Source organism: Pseudomonas sp. COW5 (assembly GCF_026240005.1).
GTDB lineage: Bacteria > Pseudomonadota > Gammaproteobacteria > Pseudomonadales > Pseudomonadaceae > Aquipseudomonas > Aquipseudomonas kribbensis.
Genome location: NZ_JAPHVP010000001.1, coordinates 266,960 through 284,067, shown reverse-complemented (window position 1 = coordinate 284,067; position 17,108 = coordinate 266,960). Strand labels below are relative to the sequence as shown.

Genomic DNA, 17,108 nt, shown 5'->3' with positions numbered 1-17,108 from the left:
CCATGCCCGCGCGGCTCAGGCCGGCAGCGGGCGGGTTTCTGACGTGGCGTTGACGGCCGGCGCGCTCGGCAGGCGAGTCAGGCGCAGGGCGTTGAGCACCACGGTCAGCGAACTGATCGACATGCCGACGGCGGCCCATACCGGAGTGATCCAGCCGAGGGCGGCGAACGGCAACATGAGGCCATTGTACAGCGCGGCCCACAACAGGTTCTCGATGATCACCCGGCGTGTGCGACGGGCGAGCGTGAAGGCTTGCACCAGCGCGTCGAGCCGGTTGGACAACAACACCGCGTCGGCGCTGGTTTTCGCCAGATCCGTGGCCGAGCCCATGGCCACGCTGATGTCCGCAGCGGCCAGCACCGGCACGTCGTTGACCCCGTCGCCGAGCATCAACACCTTGCGGCCTTCCTTGTGCAGTTTTTGCAGCACTTGCAGCTTGTCGTCCGGACGCAGACCTCCCCGGGCCTCGTCGATGCCCAGTTCGGCGGCGACGCTGGAAACCATCGGCGAACTGTCACCCGACAGCAGCAGCGTGTGCCAGCCGCGGGCCTTGCACGCGGCGAGCAGGGCAGGGGCGTCATCGCGCAGACGGTCGTCGAGGGCGAACCAGGCCAGCGGCCCGTGATCGTCACCGAGCAACAACCATTGGCCCGGTTCGTCGGGCATCTTCGGCACAGGCGCGCCGCTGAAATCACAGACAAATTCTGCCTGGCCAATGCGCAAGCGCTGTTCGCCGACCAAGCCTTCAAGCCCCAGCCCCGGCGTGCTGTGAACCTCTTCGGCGGCCAGCGGCGCCCGGCCAAAGGCGCGGGCAATCGGGTGTTCCGAGCGGTTTTCCAGCGCGGCGGCGAGGCTCAGGCACTGATCGCTGTCGAGGGCGCCGAGCGGGCGGATCGAACGCAACACCAGACGCCCTTCGGTGAGTGTGCCGGTCTTGTCGAAAATCACCGTGTCGATCTGGTTCAGGCCTTCCAGCACATGGCCACGGGTCAACAGCAGGCCGAGTTTGTGCAAAGTGCCGGTGGCGGCGGTGAGGGCTGTCGGCGTCGCCAGTGACAATGCGCACGGGCAAGTGGCGACCAGCATTGCGAGGACAATCCAGAAGGCGCGCGAAGAATCCAGCTCCCACCACAGCAGCCCGATGGCGGCCGCCGCGATCAAAGACAGCAGCAAGAACCATTGCGCGGCACGGTCGGCGATTTCCGCCAGTCGAGGTTTTTCCGCCTGGGCGCGATCCAGCAGACGAACGATGGCCGACAGCCGCGTGTCCTGACCCAGCGCCTGCACCTCGACGGTCAGCGCACCTTCCACATTCAGCGTGCCGGCGGTGACGGCATCGCCCAGCGTGCGTGGTTGCGGCAGGTATTCGCCGGTCAGCAGCGATTCATCAATGCTCGACTGGCCGTCGAGGATCTTGCCGTCCGCCGGCAGCACCGAGCCGGGTTGCACCAGTACCCGGTCGCCAAGACGCAACTCGCTGAGCAGGATGCGCTCGCTCTGGCCGGCATCGTCGAGTCGCAGGCACGAGGCCGGCAACAGATTGACCAGTTGCGCAGTGGCAGCGGCGGTGCGTTCCCGGGCGCGGCGTTCCAGGTAGCGTCCGGCGAGCAGGAATAGCGCGAACATCCCGACTGCGTCGAAGTACAGCTCGCCGACCCCGGTGATCGACGTCCAGATCCCGGCGACATACGCCGCACCGATCGCCAGCGACACCGAGACGTCCATGGTCAGGTGGCGAGTGCGCAAGTCGCGCATGGCCCCTTTGAAAAACGGCGCGCAGCTGTAGAAAACGATCGGCGTGGTGAGGAACAGCGCGACCCAGCGCAGGATGGTGTGCAGCTCGGGGCTGAGGTCGATGTTGAATTCCGGCCAGGTGGCCATGGTCGCCATCATCGCCTGGAACCACAGCAGTCCGGCGACGCCGAGTTGGCGCAAGGCGAGGCGGTTTTCGCTGGCCAGTTGTTCGCTGGCGCGGTCGGCCTGATACGGGTGCGCGGCGTAGCCGATGTGGCGCAGTTCGCCGAGGATCTGGCTCAGCGGCAATTGCGCGTCGGCCCAGCGCACATGCAGGCGATGGTTGGACAGGTTCAGCCGCGCCTCGGCCACGGCGGGCAGCGTGCGCAGGTGTTTCTCGATCAGCCAGCCGCACGCGGCGCAACTGATGCCTTCCATCAACAGCGTGGTTTCGGCCAGTTCACCTTCGTGGCGTACGAAAGGTTGCTGCACGTCGGCGCGGTCGTACAGCGCCAGTTCGTCCACCAGTTGCACCGGCAGCGCCTCGGGGTTGGCCGAGGCTTCGCTGCGGTGCTGGTAATAACTTTCCAGCCCGCCGGCGACGATGGCTTCGGCCACGGCCTGACAGCCCGGGCAGCAGAACTCGCGGGACTCCCCGAGCACGACAGCGGTGAAGCGGCTGCCCGTCGGAACGGGCAGGGCGCAGTGGTAGCAGGGGAGTGGGGTGGTCATCAGGAGAGTTGCTTACTTGTCCAGGTCTTCCGCGCCTTGCAGCGGTTCGTCACCGAGCAGCAGATCCTTGTCATGGCTGACCACTTCTTCCTCGAACATGCGCCACACCTGGTCACCCTGCGAACCGAGCAACTCGACAAACCGCCGACCTTCAACCTTGTCGTTCACCTGGCCAATGTAGCGGCCGGTTTCGGTTTCGCTGCGAGTCAGGACAATCTTGCGATCCTTGTCCGGCTGGGTCGGCGAGATCAGGTTCAGTTCCAGCGTTTTCGGCTGGCTGTCGCCGCTCAGGCGCAGGTCGACTTCACCGGTCACGTCATCCAGATGCACATTGGCGCGCATCTTCAGGTTCTGCGCGAGCAGTTCACGGTCCAGCGAACGGTTGATGCCCTTGCCGGCCTCGTAGTAGTTGTCGTTGACCAGATTGTCCGGGTTGTTCACCGCAATGGTCACCATGGACAGCGTCAGGGTCACCGAGCACGCGAGGATCCCGATGATGATCCACGGCCAGAGATGCTTGTACCAGGGGCTTGCGGCGTTTGCTGCGGGCATGTTCAGTTCTCTCAACGATTTTGTGGGCCGATGAACCGGCTCTTGGCTTCTACGTGGACGCTGTCGTCATCGGCATCCTTGAGGATGAATTTCACCTCGTTGGTGCTCGACGGCAGTTGTTCGGGCGCGCTCGACAGCTCGACCGGCATGCTGAAGATTTCCCCGGCCGGCACCTTGATCTCGCGTCTGCCTTGCAGGCGCAGATCCGGCAAACCGGCGGCTTCCAGCACGTAGGTGTGGTCGCGCTGATCCTTGTTCATGATCTTCAGGCTGTAGACGTTTTCGATCCGGCCTTCGGCGTTTTCGCGGTACAGCACGCGGTCCTTGCTGACGTCGAAACCCACCAGCGAACGCATGAAGAAGGCCGTCACCAGCAGGCTGATCATCGCCAGCAGCACCACGGCATAACCGATCAGGCGCGGACGCAGTTTATGGGTTTTCTGCCCGGACAGGTTGTGTTCGGTGGTGTAGCTGATCAGCCCGCGCGGGTAGTCCATCTTGTCCATGATGCTGTCGCAGGCATCGATGCACGCGGCGCAGCCGATGCACTCGATCTGCAGGCCGTCGCGGATGTCGATGCCGGTCGGGCAGACCTGGACGCACATGGTGCAGTCGATGCAGTCGCCCAGGCCCTGGGCCTTGTAGTCGACGCCTTTCTTGCGCGGGCCACGGCTTTCGCCGCGACGCGGATCATAGGAAACGATCAGGGTGTCCTTGTCGAACATCACGCTCTGGAAACGCGCATACGGGCACATGTAGATGCACACCTGCTCACGCAGCCAGCCGGCGTTGCCGTAGGTGGCGAGGGTGAAGAAGCCGACCCAGAAATACGACCAGCCATCGGCCTGGCCTGTGAAGAAGTCGAACACCAGTTCACGGATCGGCGAGAAGTAGCCGACGAAGGTCATGCCGGTGACGAAACCGATCAGCAGCCACATGGCGTGCTTGGCAAACTTGCGCAGGAACTTGTTGGCGCTCATCGGCGCCTTGTCGAGCTTGATGCGCTGGTTGCGGTCGCCTTCGGTGACCTTCTCGCACCACATGAAAATCCACGTCCACACGCTTTGCGGACAGGTGTAGCCGCACCAGACCCGGCCGGCATACACCGTGATGAAGAACAGGCCGAACGCGGCAATGATCAGCAGGCCCGAGAGCAGGATGAAATCCTGAGGCCAGAAGGTCGCACCGAAGATGAAGAACTTGCGTTCCGGCAGGTTCCACCACACGGCCTGATGGCCGCCCCAGTTCAGCCACACCGTACCGAAATACAGCAGGAACAGCGCCGTGCCGCCCATCATCCGCAGATTGCGGAACAGGCCGGTGAAAGCACGGGTGTAGATTTTTTCTCGAGAGGCGTAAAGGTCGACGCTGTTGTTCGCGTTCTTGTTGGGGGGCGTGACGTCGTGTACCGGAATCTGATTACTCATCATTGCATCCCACGGCAGTGGAAAAATGCCTCGGCCGATACGTGCCGGCCGGGGTCAGAAAGGGTGTTGCAGTGGCGCAATGATACGCCTGTGATGCCGACGAACGGGTGCGACCTTTGGTCGCGTTGGGGAAAAAACCTGAATGGTGTAGCGAATGTAACAAAGCATGATGCAGATCAATTGACTATAGACGATTGATGCTACTGACATCGCGACGGCAATGCTGCGCAAGTGCAGGCATTGCCGCCGCTTTCATCAGTCAATCAAGGCAACCGGCCGCCGCCAAGGCTGTCGATCCCACCGGTACTGCGTTTTCTGTCGGCGGCGACTTCGCTCCTGATGGATCGTGTTTGTCGTTTCAGGCTATCGCTGTTGGCCGCTTCATCTTGAGGCGCTTGTCCACCCGTTTGAATCGGCTGATAAGTACCCTGATTCTGATGTTGTTCGTTCATCGTATGGCTTCCTTGCAAGATGAGTCGTGAGGTAAGCAGCACACCGGCTGCATGAGGACGTTATCGCTTGCCAGCCAATGTGCCCATCGAATTTCAGTTGCGAGATGTGAAGCTGCGATGTGGTTCTTTTAGTCCCACAGATTGATCTGCGTGGCCGAAAACCGGTTCTTGGTTGCTCGGTTTCCAGTAGTCAAGATTAGACAGATTGAAGTAAAGGGATTCTGCCTTCTGTTGTTGTGTTTGAAATAAGTTTATTTAATTGCCTGTGTAGTCTGCTTTGAAAAGCTCCATTTGATCGAATATGTTTGCGTCTGGCGATATTCGGTCGCTAGTTGTTATTCAAGTTAAATGGAGTTTCAAAGCTATGGCTTTTAATGGAGTTGTAAGTTTTCTGCTGGGTGTCTTTTTATTCTCTTCTGTTACTTTGGTTCATGCCGTTGAGGGAACGCCACGGCATATGGTGTTCGCGTCCGATACGCAGTATCCCTGGACTGACAAGACCGACAGCGGAGCGCCGGAGTCCAATGCGGACTTTGAAAAGCGTGCCAAGTGGCTGGTGGACAGCCAGTTGAGCAGTATCGCCATGTTTCGAAATGCCCACGGGGGGCAGGCGGCAATCCCGTTGATGATCAACGGTGACATTACCGCTTTTGGCCATGGTTGGCAGCGGTCATATATGAAGTCGGCCCTGGAGAAATACTTCAAGGGGGATTACTTGTACGGCTTGGGTAATCATGATTACGAAAATAATGTGGACGACTGTTTCAGTAATAGTTGTGCGGCGGGCAGTATTGTCGAGTTTAACGAGCATCATAAGGCTAGGGTGGATAACCTTGACCTCAAGGTCACTGGGGCTTTTCTGGATATTCGTTATTCGGGCAGTCTCGCGTACTCGAAAAATGTCGGAGAAGTTCATCTGGTGCAACTCAACAACGAGCCTACCTACGCTACGAAGATTGCACATGCGTTGAATCCGACAACCTTCAATATCATCAGCGCACTGGACTGGCTGGAAAACGATTTGAGGGTGGCGAGAACCCAGGGCTACGCCATCATCCTCAACATGCACAAATGGGATGACTGGCAGGGGGACTGGCAGCAGGAGCAGCGCTTTCTGGACATGATCGAAAAATATGAAGTCACCGCCATCTTTGCGGGTCATTACCATACGCGCGGCGGAGGCAAGCGCTGGATGGGTAAGGTGCCGATGTTTCTCAGCGGCGCAACGTCCCAGCAAACCTACCTGACTGCCAGCTTCTCGGATGATCGCAAGCAACTGCGCATCAACCTGATCGAAAACAATGACTGGCAGAAACCGAATTTCGTGCAGACGGTTCCGGTGAAATCCATCTGGGCCAGTCGCCCATAAGCAACGGCCCCGTCAATTTCTGTTGGCGGGGCCGTTTCATTTTCAGACATGGCTTTTTCTTCGGTAAGGCAAATGCCTCAGTCCCATGGATTGATGACTTCAACACCGCTGGATTCAAAGTCGGCCACATTGCGGGTGACCACGGTCAGCCCATGGACTAATGCCGTCGCTGCGATCAGCGCATCGCTTTCATTGGCCTGATCCGGCACATGAAGGCGGGCGCAGCGCAGGGCGACGGCGGCATCGACCGGCAGGATTCGCGCGTCGAAGGCCGGCATCACGTGGCGCTTGAGCCAGGTGCGCAGAACCTTGCCTTGAGCCGGGTCTCGGCGCTCCATGCGAAGGACGCCGGTCTCCAGTTCCTTCAAGGTAATGGCCGAGATGAACATGCGAGGGGCAATGACAGATCTGGCCCAGGCGACAACGTTCCTGTCGGCCTGGGGTTTGCGCAGTTCGGAAATCACATTGGTGTCGAGCAAATACATTCAGGACAGATCCACGGGGCGGTGAGTGATCACGGCACGCTCGGTTTCGAACTCGATGTCTGCCGCTTCAGGCATGACCAGCAGATCGACGATGCTCGCGTTGAGGCCGGTGAGTTTTTCGTACTCCTCAATGCTTAGCAGTACGTGGGCGGGCTTGCCACGGTCGGTGATGATTACCGGCCCGTTGCGCGTGGCTTTTTTGGCACTGCTTGTGTCCTGATTGAATTCACGGCTGGAAATGGTGGTGATGGCCATCATTGCGACCTCTCCTGAAGAAGATATGTAGCAACGTTACTACTGCTTATGGCGTCTCACAACCGGGAAGGCCTGACGAGCCTGACCGCTGGTCGGCCATTCAAAGGGCAGAAACAAAAAGGCCCCGCCAGTGAGAACTGGCGGGGCCTTTTTTTGCTTCAAGCATCGGCCTTACTGGGCCTCGGCTTCCGGTGCTTTTTCACCATGGGACAGGCTGTAAACATAAGCCGCCAACAGGTGAACCTTGTCGTTGCCTTGCAGCTGTTCCTGAGCAGGCATCTGGCCCTGGCGGCCGTAACGGATGGTCTGCTGCAGTTGCGCGAAGCTCGAACCGTAGATGAACGCGGCCGGGTGGGTCAGGTTCGGGGCGCCCATTGCCGGGGTGCCTTTGCCTTCCGGACCGTGGCAGGCCACGCAGTTGGCGGCGAACAGTTTCTGGCCGTTGGCCGGATCTGCCTTGGTGCCTTCCGGCAGCTTGCGGCCATCGAGGTTGGTCAGCACGAATGCCGCCACGTCGGCCACGCCTTGCTCACCGATCACTTCCGCCCAGGCCGGCATCACCGCGTGACGACCGCCCATGATGGTGGTCTTGATGGTCTCCGGCTCGCCGCCCCAGCGCCAGTCGGCGTCGGTCAGGTTAGGGAAGCCATAAGCGCCCTTGGCATCGGAACCGTGGCAGACCGAGCAGTTGGAGGCGAACAGACGGCCGCCCATCTTCAGGGCTTGCGGATCCTTCGCGACTTCTTCGATCGGCATGGCCGCGAACTTGGCGAAGATCGGACCGAACTTGGCATCCGAGCGAGCCATTTCCTTTTCCCACTCGTGAACGCCGGTCCAGCCGGTCTGGCCGTTGGCGAACGGGGTCTGCTTTTCGTTATCGAGGTAGTTGTAGCCCGGCAGCAGACCTTTCCAGCTGCCCAGGCCCGGGTACAGCACCAGATAACCCAAGGCGAAGACGATGGTGCCCACGAACAGCATGAACCACCATTTCGGCAGCGGGTTGTCGTACTCCTCGATCCCGTCGAAGGAGTGGCCGACCGTCTCGTCGGTCTGCTCGGTGCGCTGGCCCTTGCGGGTCGACAGCAACAGCCAGGTCAGGGAAAAGATCGTACCGAGACTGAGGACTGTGACGTACAGACTCCAGAATGTAGTCATTCTTTGTTACTCCTAGAAGCTTGCTCGACGTGCTTGATGGCTTCGGGATCATCCGCGAAGGGCAGCAAGGTCGCGTCTTCAAACTCCGACTTGCGCTTGGGGCTGAACACCCACAACGCCAGGCCGATGAAGGCAACCATCACGACAACGGTGCCCAGGCCTCGAATCATCCCGATATCCATTAAGAATCACCGTTTGCTTTTGATGATGGTGCCCAGGCCTTGCAGATAGGCCACCAGCGCGTCCATTTCGGTTTTACCCTTCACAGCGTCTTTTGCACCGGCAATGTCTTCGTCGGTGTAAGGGACGCCGAGCGTGCGCAACACTTCCATTTTCTTGGCTGTGTCTTTGCCGTCGAGCTTGTTTTCCACGAGGAACGGGTAAGCCGGCATTTTCGACTCGGGCACGACGTTGCGCGGGTTGTACAAGTGCGCACGCTGCCAGTCATCGGAGTAACGACCGCCGACACGGGCCAGGTCCGGGCCGGTACGTTTGGAACCCCACAGGAACGGGTGATCCCAGACGCTTTCACCGGCGACCGAGTAGTGGCCGTAGCGTTCGGTTTCGGCACGGAACGGACGGATCATCTGCGAGTGGCAGCCGACACAGCCGTTGGCGATGTAAACGTCGCGGCCTTCCAGTTCAAGGGCGGTGCGCGGCTTCATGCCTTCGACCGGCTTGTTGGTGACGTCCTGGAAGAACAACGGAACGATTTGGGTCAGGCCACCGACGCTGACGGCGATGACCATGAAGAAGGCCAGCAGGCCAATATTCTTCTCGACAGCTTCATGCTTCATCAGTGAGCTCCAACTACGGCGATCTTGGCGGCGGCTTCAGCTTCAGCCGGGTCCGAGGCGCGAACGGTGCGCCACACGTTGTAGGCCATCAGGAACATGCCGCTGGCGAAGAATGCACCGCCCAGGGCACGAACGATGTAGCCAGGGTGGCTGGCCTGAAGCGCTTCGACGAACGAGTAGGTGAGGGTGCCGTCGTCGTTGATTGCACGCCACATCAGGCCTTGGGTGATGCCGTTGACCCACATCGAAGCGATGTACAGCACGGTGCCGATGGTCGCGAGCCAGAAGTGCGCGTTGATCAGACCGACGCTGTGCATCTGCGCGCGGCCGAACAGTTTCGGAATCATGTGGTAGATCGCGCCGATCGAGATCATCGCTACCCAGCCCAGAGCGCCGGCGTGTACGTGGCCGATGGTCCAGTCGGTGTAGTGCGAGAGCGAGTTGACGGTCTTGATCGCCATCATCGGACCTTCGAAGGTCGACATGCCGTAGAACGCCAGGGAGACCACGAGGAAGCGCAGGATCGGGTCGGTGCGCAGCTTATGCCAGGCGCCCGACAGGGTCATCATGCCGTTGATCATGCCGCCCCAGCTTGGTGCCAGCAGGATGATCGACATCGCCATGCCCAGCGATTGGGCCCAGTCCGGCAGTGCGGTGTAGTGCAGGTGGTGCGGGCCTGCCCAGATGTACAGGGTGATCAGTGCCCAGAAGTGCACGATCGACAGGCGATAGGAGTAGATCGGACGTTCGGCCTGTTTCGGCACGAAGTAGTACATCATCCCCAGGAAGCCGGTGGTCAGGAAGAAACCCACGGCGTTGTGGCCGTACCACCACTGGATCATCGCGTCGGTCGCACCGGCGTAGGCCGAGTAGGACTTGAAGAAGCTGACCGGCAGCGAGGCGTGGTTGACGATGTGCAGCATCGCGGTCACGACGATGAATGCGCCGTAGAACCAGTTACCCACGTAGATGTGTTTGGTCTTGCGCTTGGTGATGGTGCCGAAGAACACCAGACCGTAGGTGACCCAGACAATGGCCAGCAAAATGGCGAGGGGCCATTCCAGTTCCGCGTATTCCTTGGTGGTGGTGTAACCCAGCGGCAAGGTAATGATCGCGCCGACGATCACCGCTTGCCATCCCCAGAAGGTGAAGGCCGCGAGGCTGTCGGAAATCAGTCGCGTCTGGCAGGTTCGCTGCACGACATAGTAGGAAGTGGCAAACAGTGCACAACCACCGAAGGCGAAAATCACCAGGTTTGTGTGCAACGGGCGCAGGCGTCCAAAGCTCGTCCACGGCAGGCCGAAGTTCAACTCCGGCCAGACCAGTTGCGAGGCAATGAAGACACCGAGCCCCATGCCAAGGATCCCCCAGACCACCGTCATGATGGCGAACTGGCGGACTACCTTATAGTTATAAGCAGTCGGACTGATTGCTGTGCTCATTCTAAGGTTCCACGGTTTGGGTGTTTTATTAGGATTAAAATCGGCCGCAAGTATGTAGAAAGCAGGGGGTCAATGCAACGCGCCATGACCTGGGTCAATGCTTTCCAACGCTGATTCTGCGGCCTTTCCATGCGCCGCGTAAGGACAAAATTGCCCTCGGGCAAAATGTCGCAGCGGACGAAAAAAGCGAGGGGTTCCGGTCGGATGTAACGGGGTGTGTTCGAACGCTCGGTTCGGGTGACGGACGGTAATCGGCACGACAGCCGGTATCTACCGGCCTTTGCGGCCATGTCAGTCAGCCGATTCGTTCAACGCCTCGCTCGGGGTCGACCTGGAACCGGCACGGGCCAGTCCGCATCGAGCAAGCGTAGACCCGAATCCGGGGAACCGAAAGGAGAGGGCAAGAAGGGGTGCGACAATGCGTCGCAAAGAGGCTGGAAACTGCCGCACTGGAAACGTGCGGCAGTGTTGTACTCAATGATTACTGTTTGTTGTCTTCAGTAATCAGTTTTTCTGTATTCAATCCATGGCTAAGGCTGTACACATAAGCGGCCAGCAATTGCACTTTATCGTTGCCCAGCAACTCGTTCTGAGCCGGCATGTGACCCTGACGACCATGGCGAATGGTCTGCTCAAGCTGGGTCAGGCTGGTGCCATAGATAAATCCGGCCGGGTGCGTCAGATTCGGCGCACCCATGGCTTCAGTGCCCTGGCCGGTTGCCCCATGACAGGCTACGCACATGGTGCTGAACGTCTGCTGTCCGGCTTGCAGGTCGGCCTTGTTGTCCGCCGGCAGTGGCAGCCCGGCCAGCTCGTGACGCACGTAAGCGGCGACGTTTTTCACGCCCACCTCACCGAGTGACTCGCCCCAGGCCGGCATCGCCGCGATCCGGCCACCCATGATGGTGGTCTTGATCGTCTCGGCACTGCCGCCCCAGCGCCAGTCCTGGTCGGCGAGGTTAGGGAAGCCGAAGGCGCCCTTGGCGTCCGAGCCGTGGCACACCGAGCAGTTGGAGGCGAACAGACGGCCACCCATTTTCAGCGCCTGCGGATCCTTCGCCACTTCTTCCACCGGCATGGCGGCGAACTTGGCGAAGATCGGCCCGAATTTGGCGTCGGCCTTGCTCATTTCCTTTTCCCACTCGTGGACGCCGGTCCAGCCGTCCTCGTAGCCGGGCAGGATGCCTTTCCAGTTGCCCAGGCCCGGATACAGGATCAGATAGCCCACGGAAAACACCAGCGTGCCGGCGAACAGCATGAACCACCACTGCGGCAGCGGGTTGTCGTACTCCTCGATGCCGTCGAAGCTGTGGCCCATGGTCTGGTCGACGCTGCCCTTGGTCTCGCCCCGACGGGTGCCGACCAGCAGCCAGGTCAGGCCGATCAGGCTGCCGATGGTCAGTACGCAGATCCACGTACTCCAGAAGGTGGTCATGGCCGGGTACTCCTTGTTTCAGATGCTTGGGTTGGGTCGGGTTGCGGCTCATCGGCAAACGGCAGCAGGCGCGCTTCGGCGAATTCCGGCGTGCGCTTGCGGTTGAACACCCACAGGGTCAGGCCGACGAAGGCCAGAAACACCACGACCGTGCCGAGGCCGCGAATCAGCCCCACGCTCATTTCTAAGGCCATCTCGATCACCTCTTGCTCTTGATCGCAGTGCCGAGCACTTGCAGGTAGGAGACGAGGGCGTCCATTTCGGTCTTGCCCTTGAGGCTGGCCACCGCGCCGCTGATGTCGTCGTCGGTGTACGGCACGCCGAGGGTGCGCATGACCTTGAGCTTGGTTTCGGTGTGGCTGCTGTCGACCGGTTGGGTGACCAGCCATGGGTAGGCCGGCATCTTCGATTCCGGTACGACGTTGCGCGGGTTGTACAAGTGCGCGCGGTGCCAGTCATCCGAATAACGCGAACCGACCCGGGCCAGGTCCGGACCGGTACGTTTCGAGCCCCACAGGAACGGGTGATCCCACACGCTCTCGCCGGCGACCGAGTAGTGGCCGTAGCGTTCGGTTTCTGCGCGGAACGGACGGATCATCTGCGAGTGGCAACCGACGCAGCCTTCGCGGATGTAGATGTCGCGGCCTTCCAGTTGCAGCGCGGTGTAGGGCTTCATGCCTTCCACCGGTTTGTTGGTCACGTCCTGGAAGAACAGCGGGACGATCTGGGTCAGGCCGCCGATGCTCACGGCGAACACCATCAGCAGCATCAGCAGGCCGACGTTCTTTTCAATCGTTTCGTGTTTCATGGCGGACTCCTCAGGCCATCTGCGCGGCAGCAACGACGTCAGCAGGCTGCGAGGCCCGCACGGTGCGCCAGGTGTTGTAAGCCATCAGGAACATGCCGCTGAGGAAGATCGCCCCGCCAATCAGCCGCACGACGAAGCCTGGGTGGCTGGCCACCAGGGTTTCGACGAAGGAGTAGGTCAGCGTGCCGTCCTCGTTCACCGCACGCCACATCAGGCCCTGGGCGATGCCGTTGACCCACATCGAGGCGATGTACAAAACGGTGCCGATGGTCGCGAGCCAGAAGTGCGCGTTGATCAGGCCGATGCTGTGCATCTGCTCTTTGCCGAAGACTTTCGGGATCATGTGGTACAGCGCGCCGATGGAAATCATCGCCACCCAGCCGAGCGCGCCGGCGTGTACGTGGCCGATGGTCCAGTCGGTGTAGTGGGAGAGGGCGTTCACCGTCTTGATCGCCATCATCGGACCTTCGAAGGTCGACATGCCGTAGAACGCCAGCGACACCACCAGGAAGCGCAGGATCGGGTCGCTGCGCAACTTATGCCAGGCGCCCGAGAGGGTCATCATGCCGTTGATCATGCCGCCCCAGCTCGGTGCCAGCAGTACCAGCGACATCACCATGCCCAGCGACTGTGCCCAGTCCGGCAGCGCGGTGTAGTGCAAGTGGTGCGGGCCGGCCCAGATGTACAGGGTGATCAGCGCCCAGAAGTGCACGATCGACAGGCGATACGAATACACCGGACGTTCGGCCTGTTTCGGCACGAAGTAGTACATCATCCCGAGGAAACCGGCGGTGAGGAAAAAGCCTACGGCGTTGTGGCCGTACCACCATTGCACCATCGCGTCGGTCGCACCGGCGTACACCGAGTAGGACTTGGTGAAGCTCACCGGCAACTCGAGGTTGTTGACGATGTGCAGGATCGCCACGGTGATGATGAACGCGCCGAAGAACCAGTTGCCCACATAAATGTGCTTGGTCTTGCGCTGCATGATCGTGCCGAAGAACACGATGGCGTAGGCGACCCAGACGATGGTGATCAGGATGTCGATCGGCCATTCCAGCTCGGCGTATTCCTTGGAACTGGTGTAACCCAGTGGCAGGCTGATGGCCGCCAGCAGGATCACCAGTTGCCAGCCCCAGAAGCAGAAGGCGGCGATTTTCGGCGCAAACAGTTGTGTCTGGCAGGTGCGCTGCACCGAGTAGAACGAACTGGCGAACAAGGCACAGCCGCCGAACGCGAAGATCACCGCGTTGGTGTGCAGCGGGCGCAGGCGTCCGAAGCTGGTCCACGGCAGGTTGAAGTTGAGTTCGGGCCAGACCAATTGAGCCGCGAGAAAAACCCCGAGCCCCATGCCGACGATGCCCCACACCACCGTCATAATGGCGAATTGGCGGACCACCTTGTAGTTGTAGGCGGTACTGATAGAAGTGTTCATGGTTCCCCATCCACGGTTCAGCCGAAGTGAGCGCGCGCAGAAAACGCCGCGAATCCTTCGCCTGGAGTTATAGGCAGACTAAAAGCGAGGCAAGCATGGACAAACAGCACAAGGCCAGTATTGACGGGGATCAATGGGCGCAGTGCCTGCGGGATCACGGGTGGCTTTGGGATGCGGCTGTTGGGGAGGCTTCGGCGACCCTGATCCTGGCGCATGGGGCGGGGGCGCCGATGGACAGTGAGTGGATGACGGATATGGCTGGGCGCCTTGCTGGGCTGGGGGTGAACGTGTTGCGGTTTGAGTTTCCTTATATGGCGCAGCGGCGGGTTGATGGCAGCAAACGCCCGCCGAATCCGGCGCCTAAGTTGCTCGAATGTTGGCGTGAGGTTTATGGCTTGGTGCGACTTCATGTCGCTGGTTCACTGGCGATTGGCGGGAAGTCCATGGGGGGGCGGATGGCGAGTTTGCTTGCCGATGAGCTTGGTGCTGATGCTTTGGTTTGCTTGGGTTATCCGTTTTATGCGGTTGGTAAGCCGGAGAAGCCTCGTGTTGAGCATTTGGCTGGGTTAAAGACTCGGACGTTGATTGTTCAGGGGGAGCGGGATGCTCTTGGCAATCGGGACGCTGTCGGGGCTTACGATCTATCGCCGAGTATTGAGGTGTTTTGGCTGGCCTCTGGGGATCATGATTTGAAGCCGCTCAAGGTTTCCGGGTTTACCCATGAGCAGCATTTGGCTGCCGCCGCGCAGAAGGTGGTCGCGTTTCTTTAGTGTCGATTGAGCCGAACCGAAATTTTGAAACTCATGAAGATCGGCTCCCTTTCCCCCTCGCCCCTTTGGGGGCGGTCCGACGTTTCGGGAGGGCTGGTGTGAGGGGGATCGATCTTGAACGCGACACACTTTTCGATCAGTCAAACTTCTGAGTACTGAACGCACCTGTAAGGTGAAGACCGTTGCCATTAATAATTTATGTATTGGGGGTTCCAGTATCGCACGCAAAATTCGATGATTTTTGATTGCCTCAGGTCAATCGATTCCGATGTCCATTTGCTATCAATCATGAAGGACTCTAATTCGTTCTGTGTTTTGTAAGGAGCCTTGGAGAAGTATTTGGAATATTTAACATCCATCTCGCCGTTGCTTTTTGATGAATTGGCCGAGGCTGGGTCGAAGGTTAAGTTTCCTAGGCGATGTAGGTGTTGATCTCTGAAGGTTGAATCCATGTCCGGTACGATGGAGCTGTCAAGAACGATACCGTTTTTGGTTTGTGAGGCAATATGTTCAACTGTTAGCCTAGTCTTGCTGCCGGTGCTTTTGAATTCGGTCTCTGACATTTCAGCGCATATTGGCTGTTCTGAGCGTCGCAGGTGGTTTTCATATTTCCACACTAGATAGCAAAGGTCTCGGCTAGATATCCAGTTGAATAGGTCTGCATCTTGCAGCGTCTCATGAAAGCGCTTGCGACTGCTGGCAGAATTTATGATTGAAGAGATTTCGTCGAATAGAGGCTCGAATCGTCCTGCGAAATTTCTAGCAAGTTTATAAAGTGCTGACTGCCCTGTATTTGACCTATTTTGCTGAACTGCGAAAACTCGGAAGCTATAAATTTCTAATAGACGGCATGTGATATTAAAATTTCTTTTTTCCGAGGAGGTATCATTTTTATAAGCCTTTAGAATTAGAGGATAGAAGCTTTCCATTCGCTCCAAACATGCAAGGTCACGGTAAGACTGGTGCTTGCTCATTGAAATTTGCCGCATTATATGGAAGCTTTCTTTGAGCTCTCGGCTAAATCGGTCAATGAAAGCCAAAGCCTCCTGCTTGCGGCCGTTAGCTATGAGAGGGTTTAGCTTGCTTCTGATAGCTGTCGTCGGTTGCTGGAAGTCTGCTTTATCAATCCAGTCTTCAAAAGCAATATAATGGAAGCGAAGAATTGAGTCTTCATCAATTTTTCCGTCAAATAATTCCAGTTCTCTGAAAATATCGGCGAATCTTTGTTGGATAACAGTTAGATAGTGATCGACGTCTTCCGCAGCTGCGAGGTAAGTTTTGTACATTAAAAAGCTTTTTATTTTTTCAAGGTTGGTTAACCTTTTGCCACGGTCGTTCGTGGTTTCAAAAATAAGGGTTGCTTCCGCTGCGTCCTTAACAGAGTATGTTAATACCTTGGTGTGTTCGTCTATCTTGCATTTTAATTGCAGTAGCTCCTCGTTGCTTCTATCAGCTAACTCGGTTTGAAAATATTTTTTCGCCTCTAATAGCCGGCGCTGAGAAGGTGTTTCAATATGGTCGGCGCCATTACCATCATTTAGAATGTAGTTAAAAAAGAAATCATTGTCAGGTGAGATGGCTTGCAGTTTTGGGCGGTTTTTGTTGAAGATGTAAGTTTCCTCGACGAGGTCTAAGCCGAGCTCTTCAAATTGGGTGTCGTCCAGCCGTTGGCGCAGGCTAGATAGTAATGCTTTCATGAATATAATTGTAGTTGTAATCCTTTGTTGTCCATCCACTATATCGATCAGATCAAATCCGGCATGTTTTTCCGATTTTTCCTGGAAGAGAATAGTGCCTAAGAAATAGTCTCGACCTAGCGCTTGGTTATCAATGTCTTCAATGAAATCAGGTAGTTGGCGGTTTGTCTCCCACGCGTAAGCTCGCTGGTAATCTGGAATGTTGAATATTTTACGGCCATCAAACAATTCCTTTAATTTTTTTTGTCCATTTTCCATTAGGGCTGTCTGCTATGCTCGTGAAGGATAGGTAGAAGCTACAACACAGGGAGGCGTTTTGCTATCGTAAAGTAGCTCGGTAGCGGTCTGTTTTATTCGCCTTATTACACTACGTCTGCAAAATGCTACCAACAGCCTCTAGAGTCAAATGCGTATTGCTTTGTGGCAATCTGGGCACAGTGAGCACACTGTTCTTGTAATCGACAGTGCCGGGTTCCTCCAGAACATAAGCAACTGAAGTCAGGTCATGTGCCATTTGGCTCTTCAGTACACCTTCAAGAGCAGTCATGCTGTTCGTAGGTAGC

General features: G+C 58.0%; 17 protein-coding genes. 2 read left to right on the top strand and 15 right to left on the bottom strand.

Features of this window, described 5'->3' with window-relative positions:
- Positions 1-15 precede the first annotated feature (15 nt).
- From OQ248_RS01180 to OQ248_RS01165, 4 genes are all read right to left on the bottom strand, one after another.
- Complete coding sequence (locus OQ248_RS01180; protein WP_265811832.1) at positions 16-2,466, bottom strand: heavy metal translocating P-type ATPase; 2,451 nt, start codon at positions 2,464-2,466, stop codon at positions 16-18.
- A 12-nt stretch (positions 2,467-2,478) separates the two neighbouring features.
- Entirely contained in the window at positions 2,479-3,018 is a 540-nt protein-coding gene (locus tag OQ248_RS01175; RefSeq protein WP_265811831.1) for a FixH family protein, read from the bottom strand.
- A gap of 11 nt (positions 3,019-3,029) precedes the next feature.
- Complete coding sequence (ccoG, locus tag OQ248_RS01170; RefSeq protein WP_085711940.1) at positions 3,030-4,445, bottom strand: cytochrome c oxidase accessory protein CcoG; 1,416 nt, start codon at positions 4,443-4,445, stop codon at positions 3,030-3,032.
- A gap of 263 nt (positions 4,446-4,708) precedes the next feature.
- Positions 4,709-4,897, bottom strand: coding sequence for a hypothetical protein (locus tag OQ248_RS01165; RefSeq protein WP_265811830.1), 189 nt, complete (start codon positions 4,895-4,897; stop codon positions 4,709-4,711).
- A gap of 364 nt (positions 4,898-5,261) precedes the next feature.
- Here OQ248_RS01165 and OQ248_RS01160 point away from each other — a divergent pair, with 364 nt between their 5' ends.
- Entirely contained in the window at positions 5,262-6,266 is a 1,005-nt protein-coding gene (locus tag OQ248_RS01160; protein ID WP_265811829.1) for a metallophosphoesterase, read from the top strand.
- 77 nt (positions 6,267-6,343) lie between these two features.
- Here OQ248_RS01160 and OQ248_RS01155 read toward each other — a convergent pair whose 3' ends face one another.
- The 10 genes from OQ248_RS01155 to ccoN (OQ248_RS01110) form a co-directional block, all read right to left on the bottom strand.
- Positions 6,344-6,751 (bottom strand): type II toxin-antitoxin system VapC family toxin, encoded by a 408-nt coding sequence (locus OQ248_RS01155; protein ID WP_265811828.1) that lies wholly within the window; start codon positions 6,749-6,751, stop codon positions 6,344-6,346.
- Positions 6,752-7,006 (bottom strand): type II toxin-antitoxin system Phd/YefM family antitoxin, encoded by a 255-nt coding sequence (locus OQ248_RS01150; RefSeq protein WP_065259746.1) that lies wholly within the window; start codon positions 7,004-7,006, stop codon positions 6,752-6,754.
- A gap of 171 nt (positions 7,007-7,177) precedes the next feature.
- A complete protein-coding gene (ccoP, locus tag OQ248_RS01145; RefSeq protein WP_085711941.1) occupies positions 7,178-8,161 on the bottom strand; it encodes a cytochrome-c oxidase, cbb3-type subunit III in 984 nt (327 codons plus the stop codon).
- Positions 8,158-8,343, bottom strand: coding sequence for a CcoQ/FixQ family Cbb3-type cytochrome c oxidase assembly chaperone (locus OQ248_RS01140; protein WP_003175465.1), 186 nt, complete (start codon positions 8,341-8,343; stop codon positions 8,158-8,160). Before OQ248_RS01140 ends, ccoP (OQ248_RS01145) begins: the two co-directional genes overlap by 4 nt.
- Before the next feature lie 6 nt (positions 8,344-8,349).
- The gene (gene ccoO, locus OQ248_RS01135; RefSeq protein ID WP_007905434.1) at positions 8,350-8,958 is read right to left on the bottom strand and encodes a cytochrome-c oxidase, cbb3-type subunit II; all 609 of its coding nucleotides are present in this window, start codon (positions 8,956-8,958) and stop codon (positions 8,350-8,352) included.
- A complete protein-coding gene (gene ccoN / locus OQ248_RS01130; RefSeq protein WP_085711942.1) occupies positions 8,958-10,400 on the bottom strand; it encodes a cytochrome-c oxidase, cbb3-type subunit I in 1,443 nt (480 codons plus the stop codon). Before ccoN (OQ248_RS01130) ends, ccoO (OQ248_RS01135) begins: the two co-directional genes overlap by 1 nt.
- Before the next feature lie 481 nt (positions 10,401-10,881).
- Positions 10,882-11,835 carry a cytochrome-c oxidase, cbb3-type subunit III gene (gene ccoP, locus OQ248_RS01125; protein ID WP_085711943.1) on the bottom strand — a complete coding sequence of 318 codons (954 nt, stop codon included), beginning with the start codon at positions 11,833-11,835 and terminating at the stop codon, positions 10,882-10,884.
- Complete coding sequence (locus tag OQ248_RS01120; RefSeq protein WP_265811827.1) at positions 11,832-12,029, bottom strand: CcoQ/FixQ family Cbb3-type cytochrome c oxidase assembly chaperone; 198 nt, start codon at positions 12,027-12,029, stop codon at positions 11,832-11,834. Before OQ248_RS01120 ends, ccoP (OQ248_RS01125) begins: the two co-directional genes overlap by 4 nt.
- 5 nt (positions 12,030-12,034) lie before the next feature.
- Positions 12,035-12,643 (bottom strand): cytochrome-c oxidase, cbb3-type subunit II, encoded by a 609-nt coding sequence (gene ccoO / locus OQ248_RS01115; protein WP_085700207.1) that lies wholly within the window; start codon positions 12,641-12,643, stop codon positions 12,035-12,037.
- 10 nt (positions 12,644-12,653) lie between these two features.
- Positions 12,654-14,078, bottom strand: a complete 1,425-nt coding sequence (gene ccoN, locus OQ248_RS01110) for a cytochrome-c oxidase, cbb3-type subunit I (RefSeq protein ID WP_011333291.1) — start codon at positions 14,076-14,078, stop codon at positions 12,654-12,656.
- 95 nt (positions 14,079-14,173) lie between these two features.
- Here ccoN (OQ248_RS01110) and OQ248_RS01105 point away from each other — a divergent pair, with 95 nt between their 5' ends.
- Positions 14,174-14,848, top strand: a complete 675-nt coding sequence (locus OQ248_RS01105) for an alpha/beta family hydrolase (RefSeq protein ID WP_265811826.1) — start codon at positions 14,174-14,176, stop codon at positions 14,846-14,848.
- 188 nt (positions 14,849-15,036) lie between these two features.
- Here the strand turns inward: OQ248_RS01105 and OQ248_RS01100 are convergent, their stop codons facing one another.
- The gene (locus OQ248_RS01100; RefSeq protein WP_265811825.1) at positions 15,037-16,803 is read right to left on the bottom strand and encodes a DUF262 domain-containing protein; all 1,767 of its coding nucleotides are present in this window, start codon (positions 16,801-16,803) and stop codon (positions 15,037-15,039) included.
- Between the last annotated feature and the right edge of the window lie 305 nt (positions 16,804-17,108).

Bases quoted from the DNA above. Each gene is read 5' to 3' on its own strand.
- ccoP (WP_085711941.1), bottom strand. From the start codon at position 8,161: ATGACTACATTCTGGAGTCTGTACGTCACAGTCCTCAGTCTCGGTACG.
- OQ248_RS01105 (WP_265811826.1), top strand. From the start codon at position 14,174: ATGGACAAACAGCACAAGGCCAGTATTGACGGGGATCAATGGGCGCAG.
- OQ248_RS01165 (WP_265811830.1), bottom strand. From the start codon at position 4,897: ATGAACGAACAACATCAGAATCAGGGTACTTATCAGCCGATTCAAACG.
- OQ248_RS01140 (WP_003175465.1), bottom strand. From the start codon at position 8,343: ATGGATATCGGGATGATTCGAGGCCTGGGCACCGTTGTCGTGATGGTT.
- ccoN (WP_011333291.1), bottom strand. From the start codon at position 14,078: ATGAACACTTCTATCAGTACCGCCTACAACTACAAGGTGGTCCGCCAA.
- OQ248_RS01100 (WP_265811825.1), bottom strand. From the start codon at position 16,803: ATGGAAAATGGACAAAAAAAATTAAAGGAATTGTTTGATGGCCGTAAA.
- OQ248_RS01155 (WP_265811828.1), bottom strand. From the start codon at position 6,751: ATGTATTTGCTCGACACCAATGTGATTTCCGAACTGCGCAAACCCCAG.
- ccoG (WP_085711940.1), bottom strand. From the start codon at position 4,445: ATGAGTAATCAGATTCCGGTACACGACGTCACGCCCCCCAACAAGAAC.
- ccoO (WP_085700207.1), bottom strand. From the start codon at position 12,643: ATGAAACACGAAACGATTGAAAAGAACGTCGGCCTGCTGATGCTGCTG.
- ccoP (WP_085711943.1), bottom strand. From the start codon at position 11,835: ATGACCACCTTCTGGAGTACGTGGATCTGCGTACTGACCATCGGCAGC.
- OQ248_RS01150 (WP_065259746.1), bottom strand. From the start codon at position 7,006: ATGGCCATCACCACCATTTCCAGCCGTGAATTCAATCAGGACACAAGC.
- ccoN (WP_085711942.1), bottom strand. From the start codon at position 10,400: ATGAGCACAGCAATCAGTCCGACTGCTTATAACTATAAGGTAGTCCGC.
- OQ248_RS01160 (WP_265811829.1), top strand. From the start codon at position 5,262: ATGGCTTTTAATGGAGTTGTAAGTTTTCTGCTGGGTGTCTTTTTATTC.
- OQ248_RS01180 (WP_265811832.1), bottom strand. From the start codon at position 2,466: ATGACCACCCCACTCCCCTGCTACCACTGCGCCCTGCCCGTTCCGACG.
- ccoO (WP_007905434.1), bottom strand. From the start codon at position 8,958: ATGAAGCATGAAGCTGTCGAGAAGAATATTGGCCTGCTGGCCTTCTTC.
- OQ248_RS01120 (WP_265811827.1), bottom strand. From the start codon at position 12,029: ATGGCCTTAGAAATGAGCGTGGGGCTGATTCGCGGCCTCGGCACGGTC.
- OQ248_RS01175 (WP_265811831.1), bottom strand. From the start codon at position 3,018: ATGCCCGCAGCAAACGCCGCAAGCCCCTGGTACAAGCATCTCTGGCCG.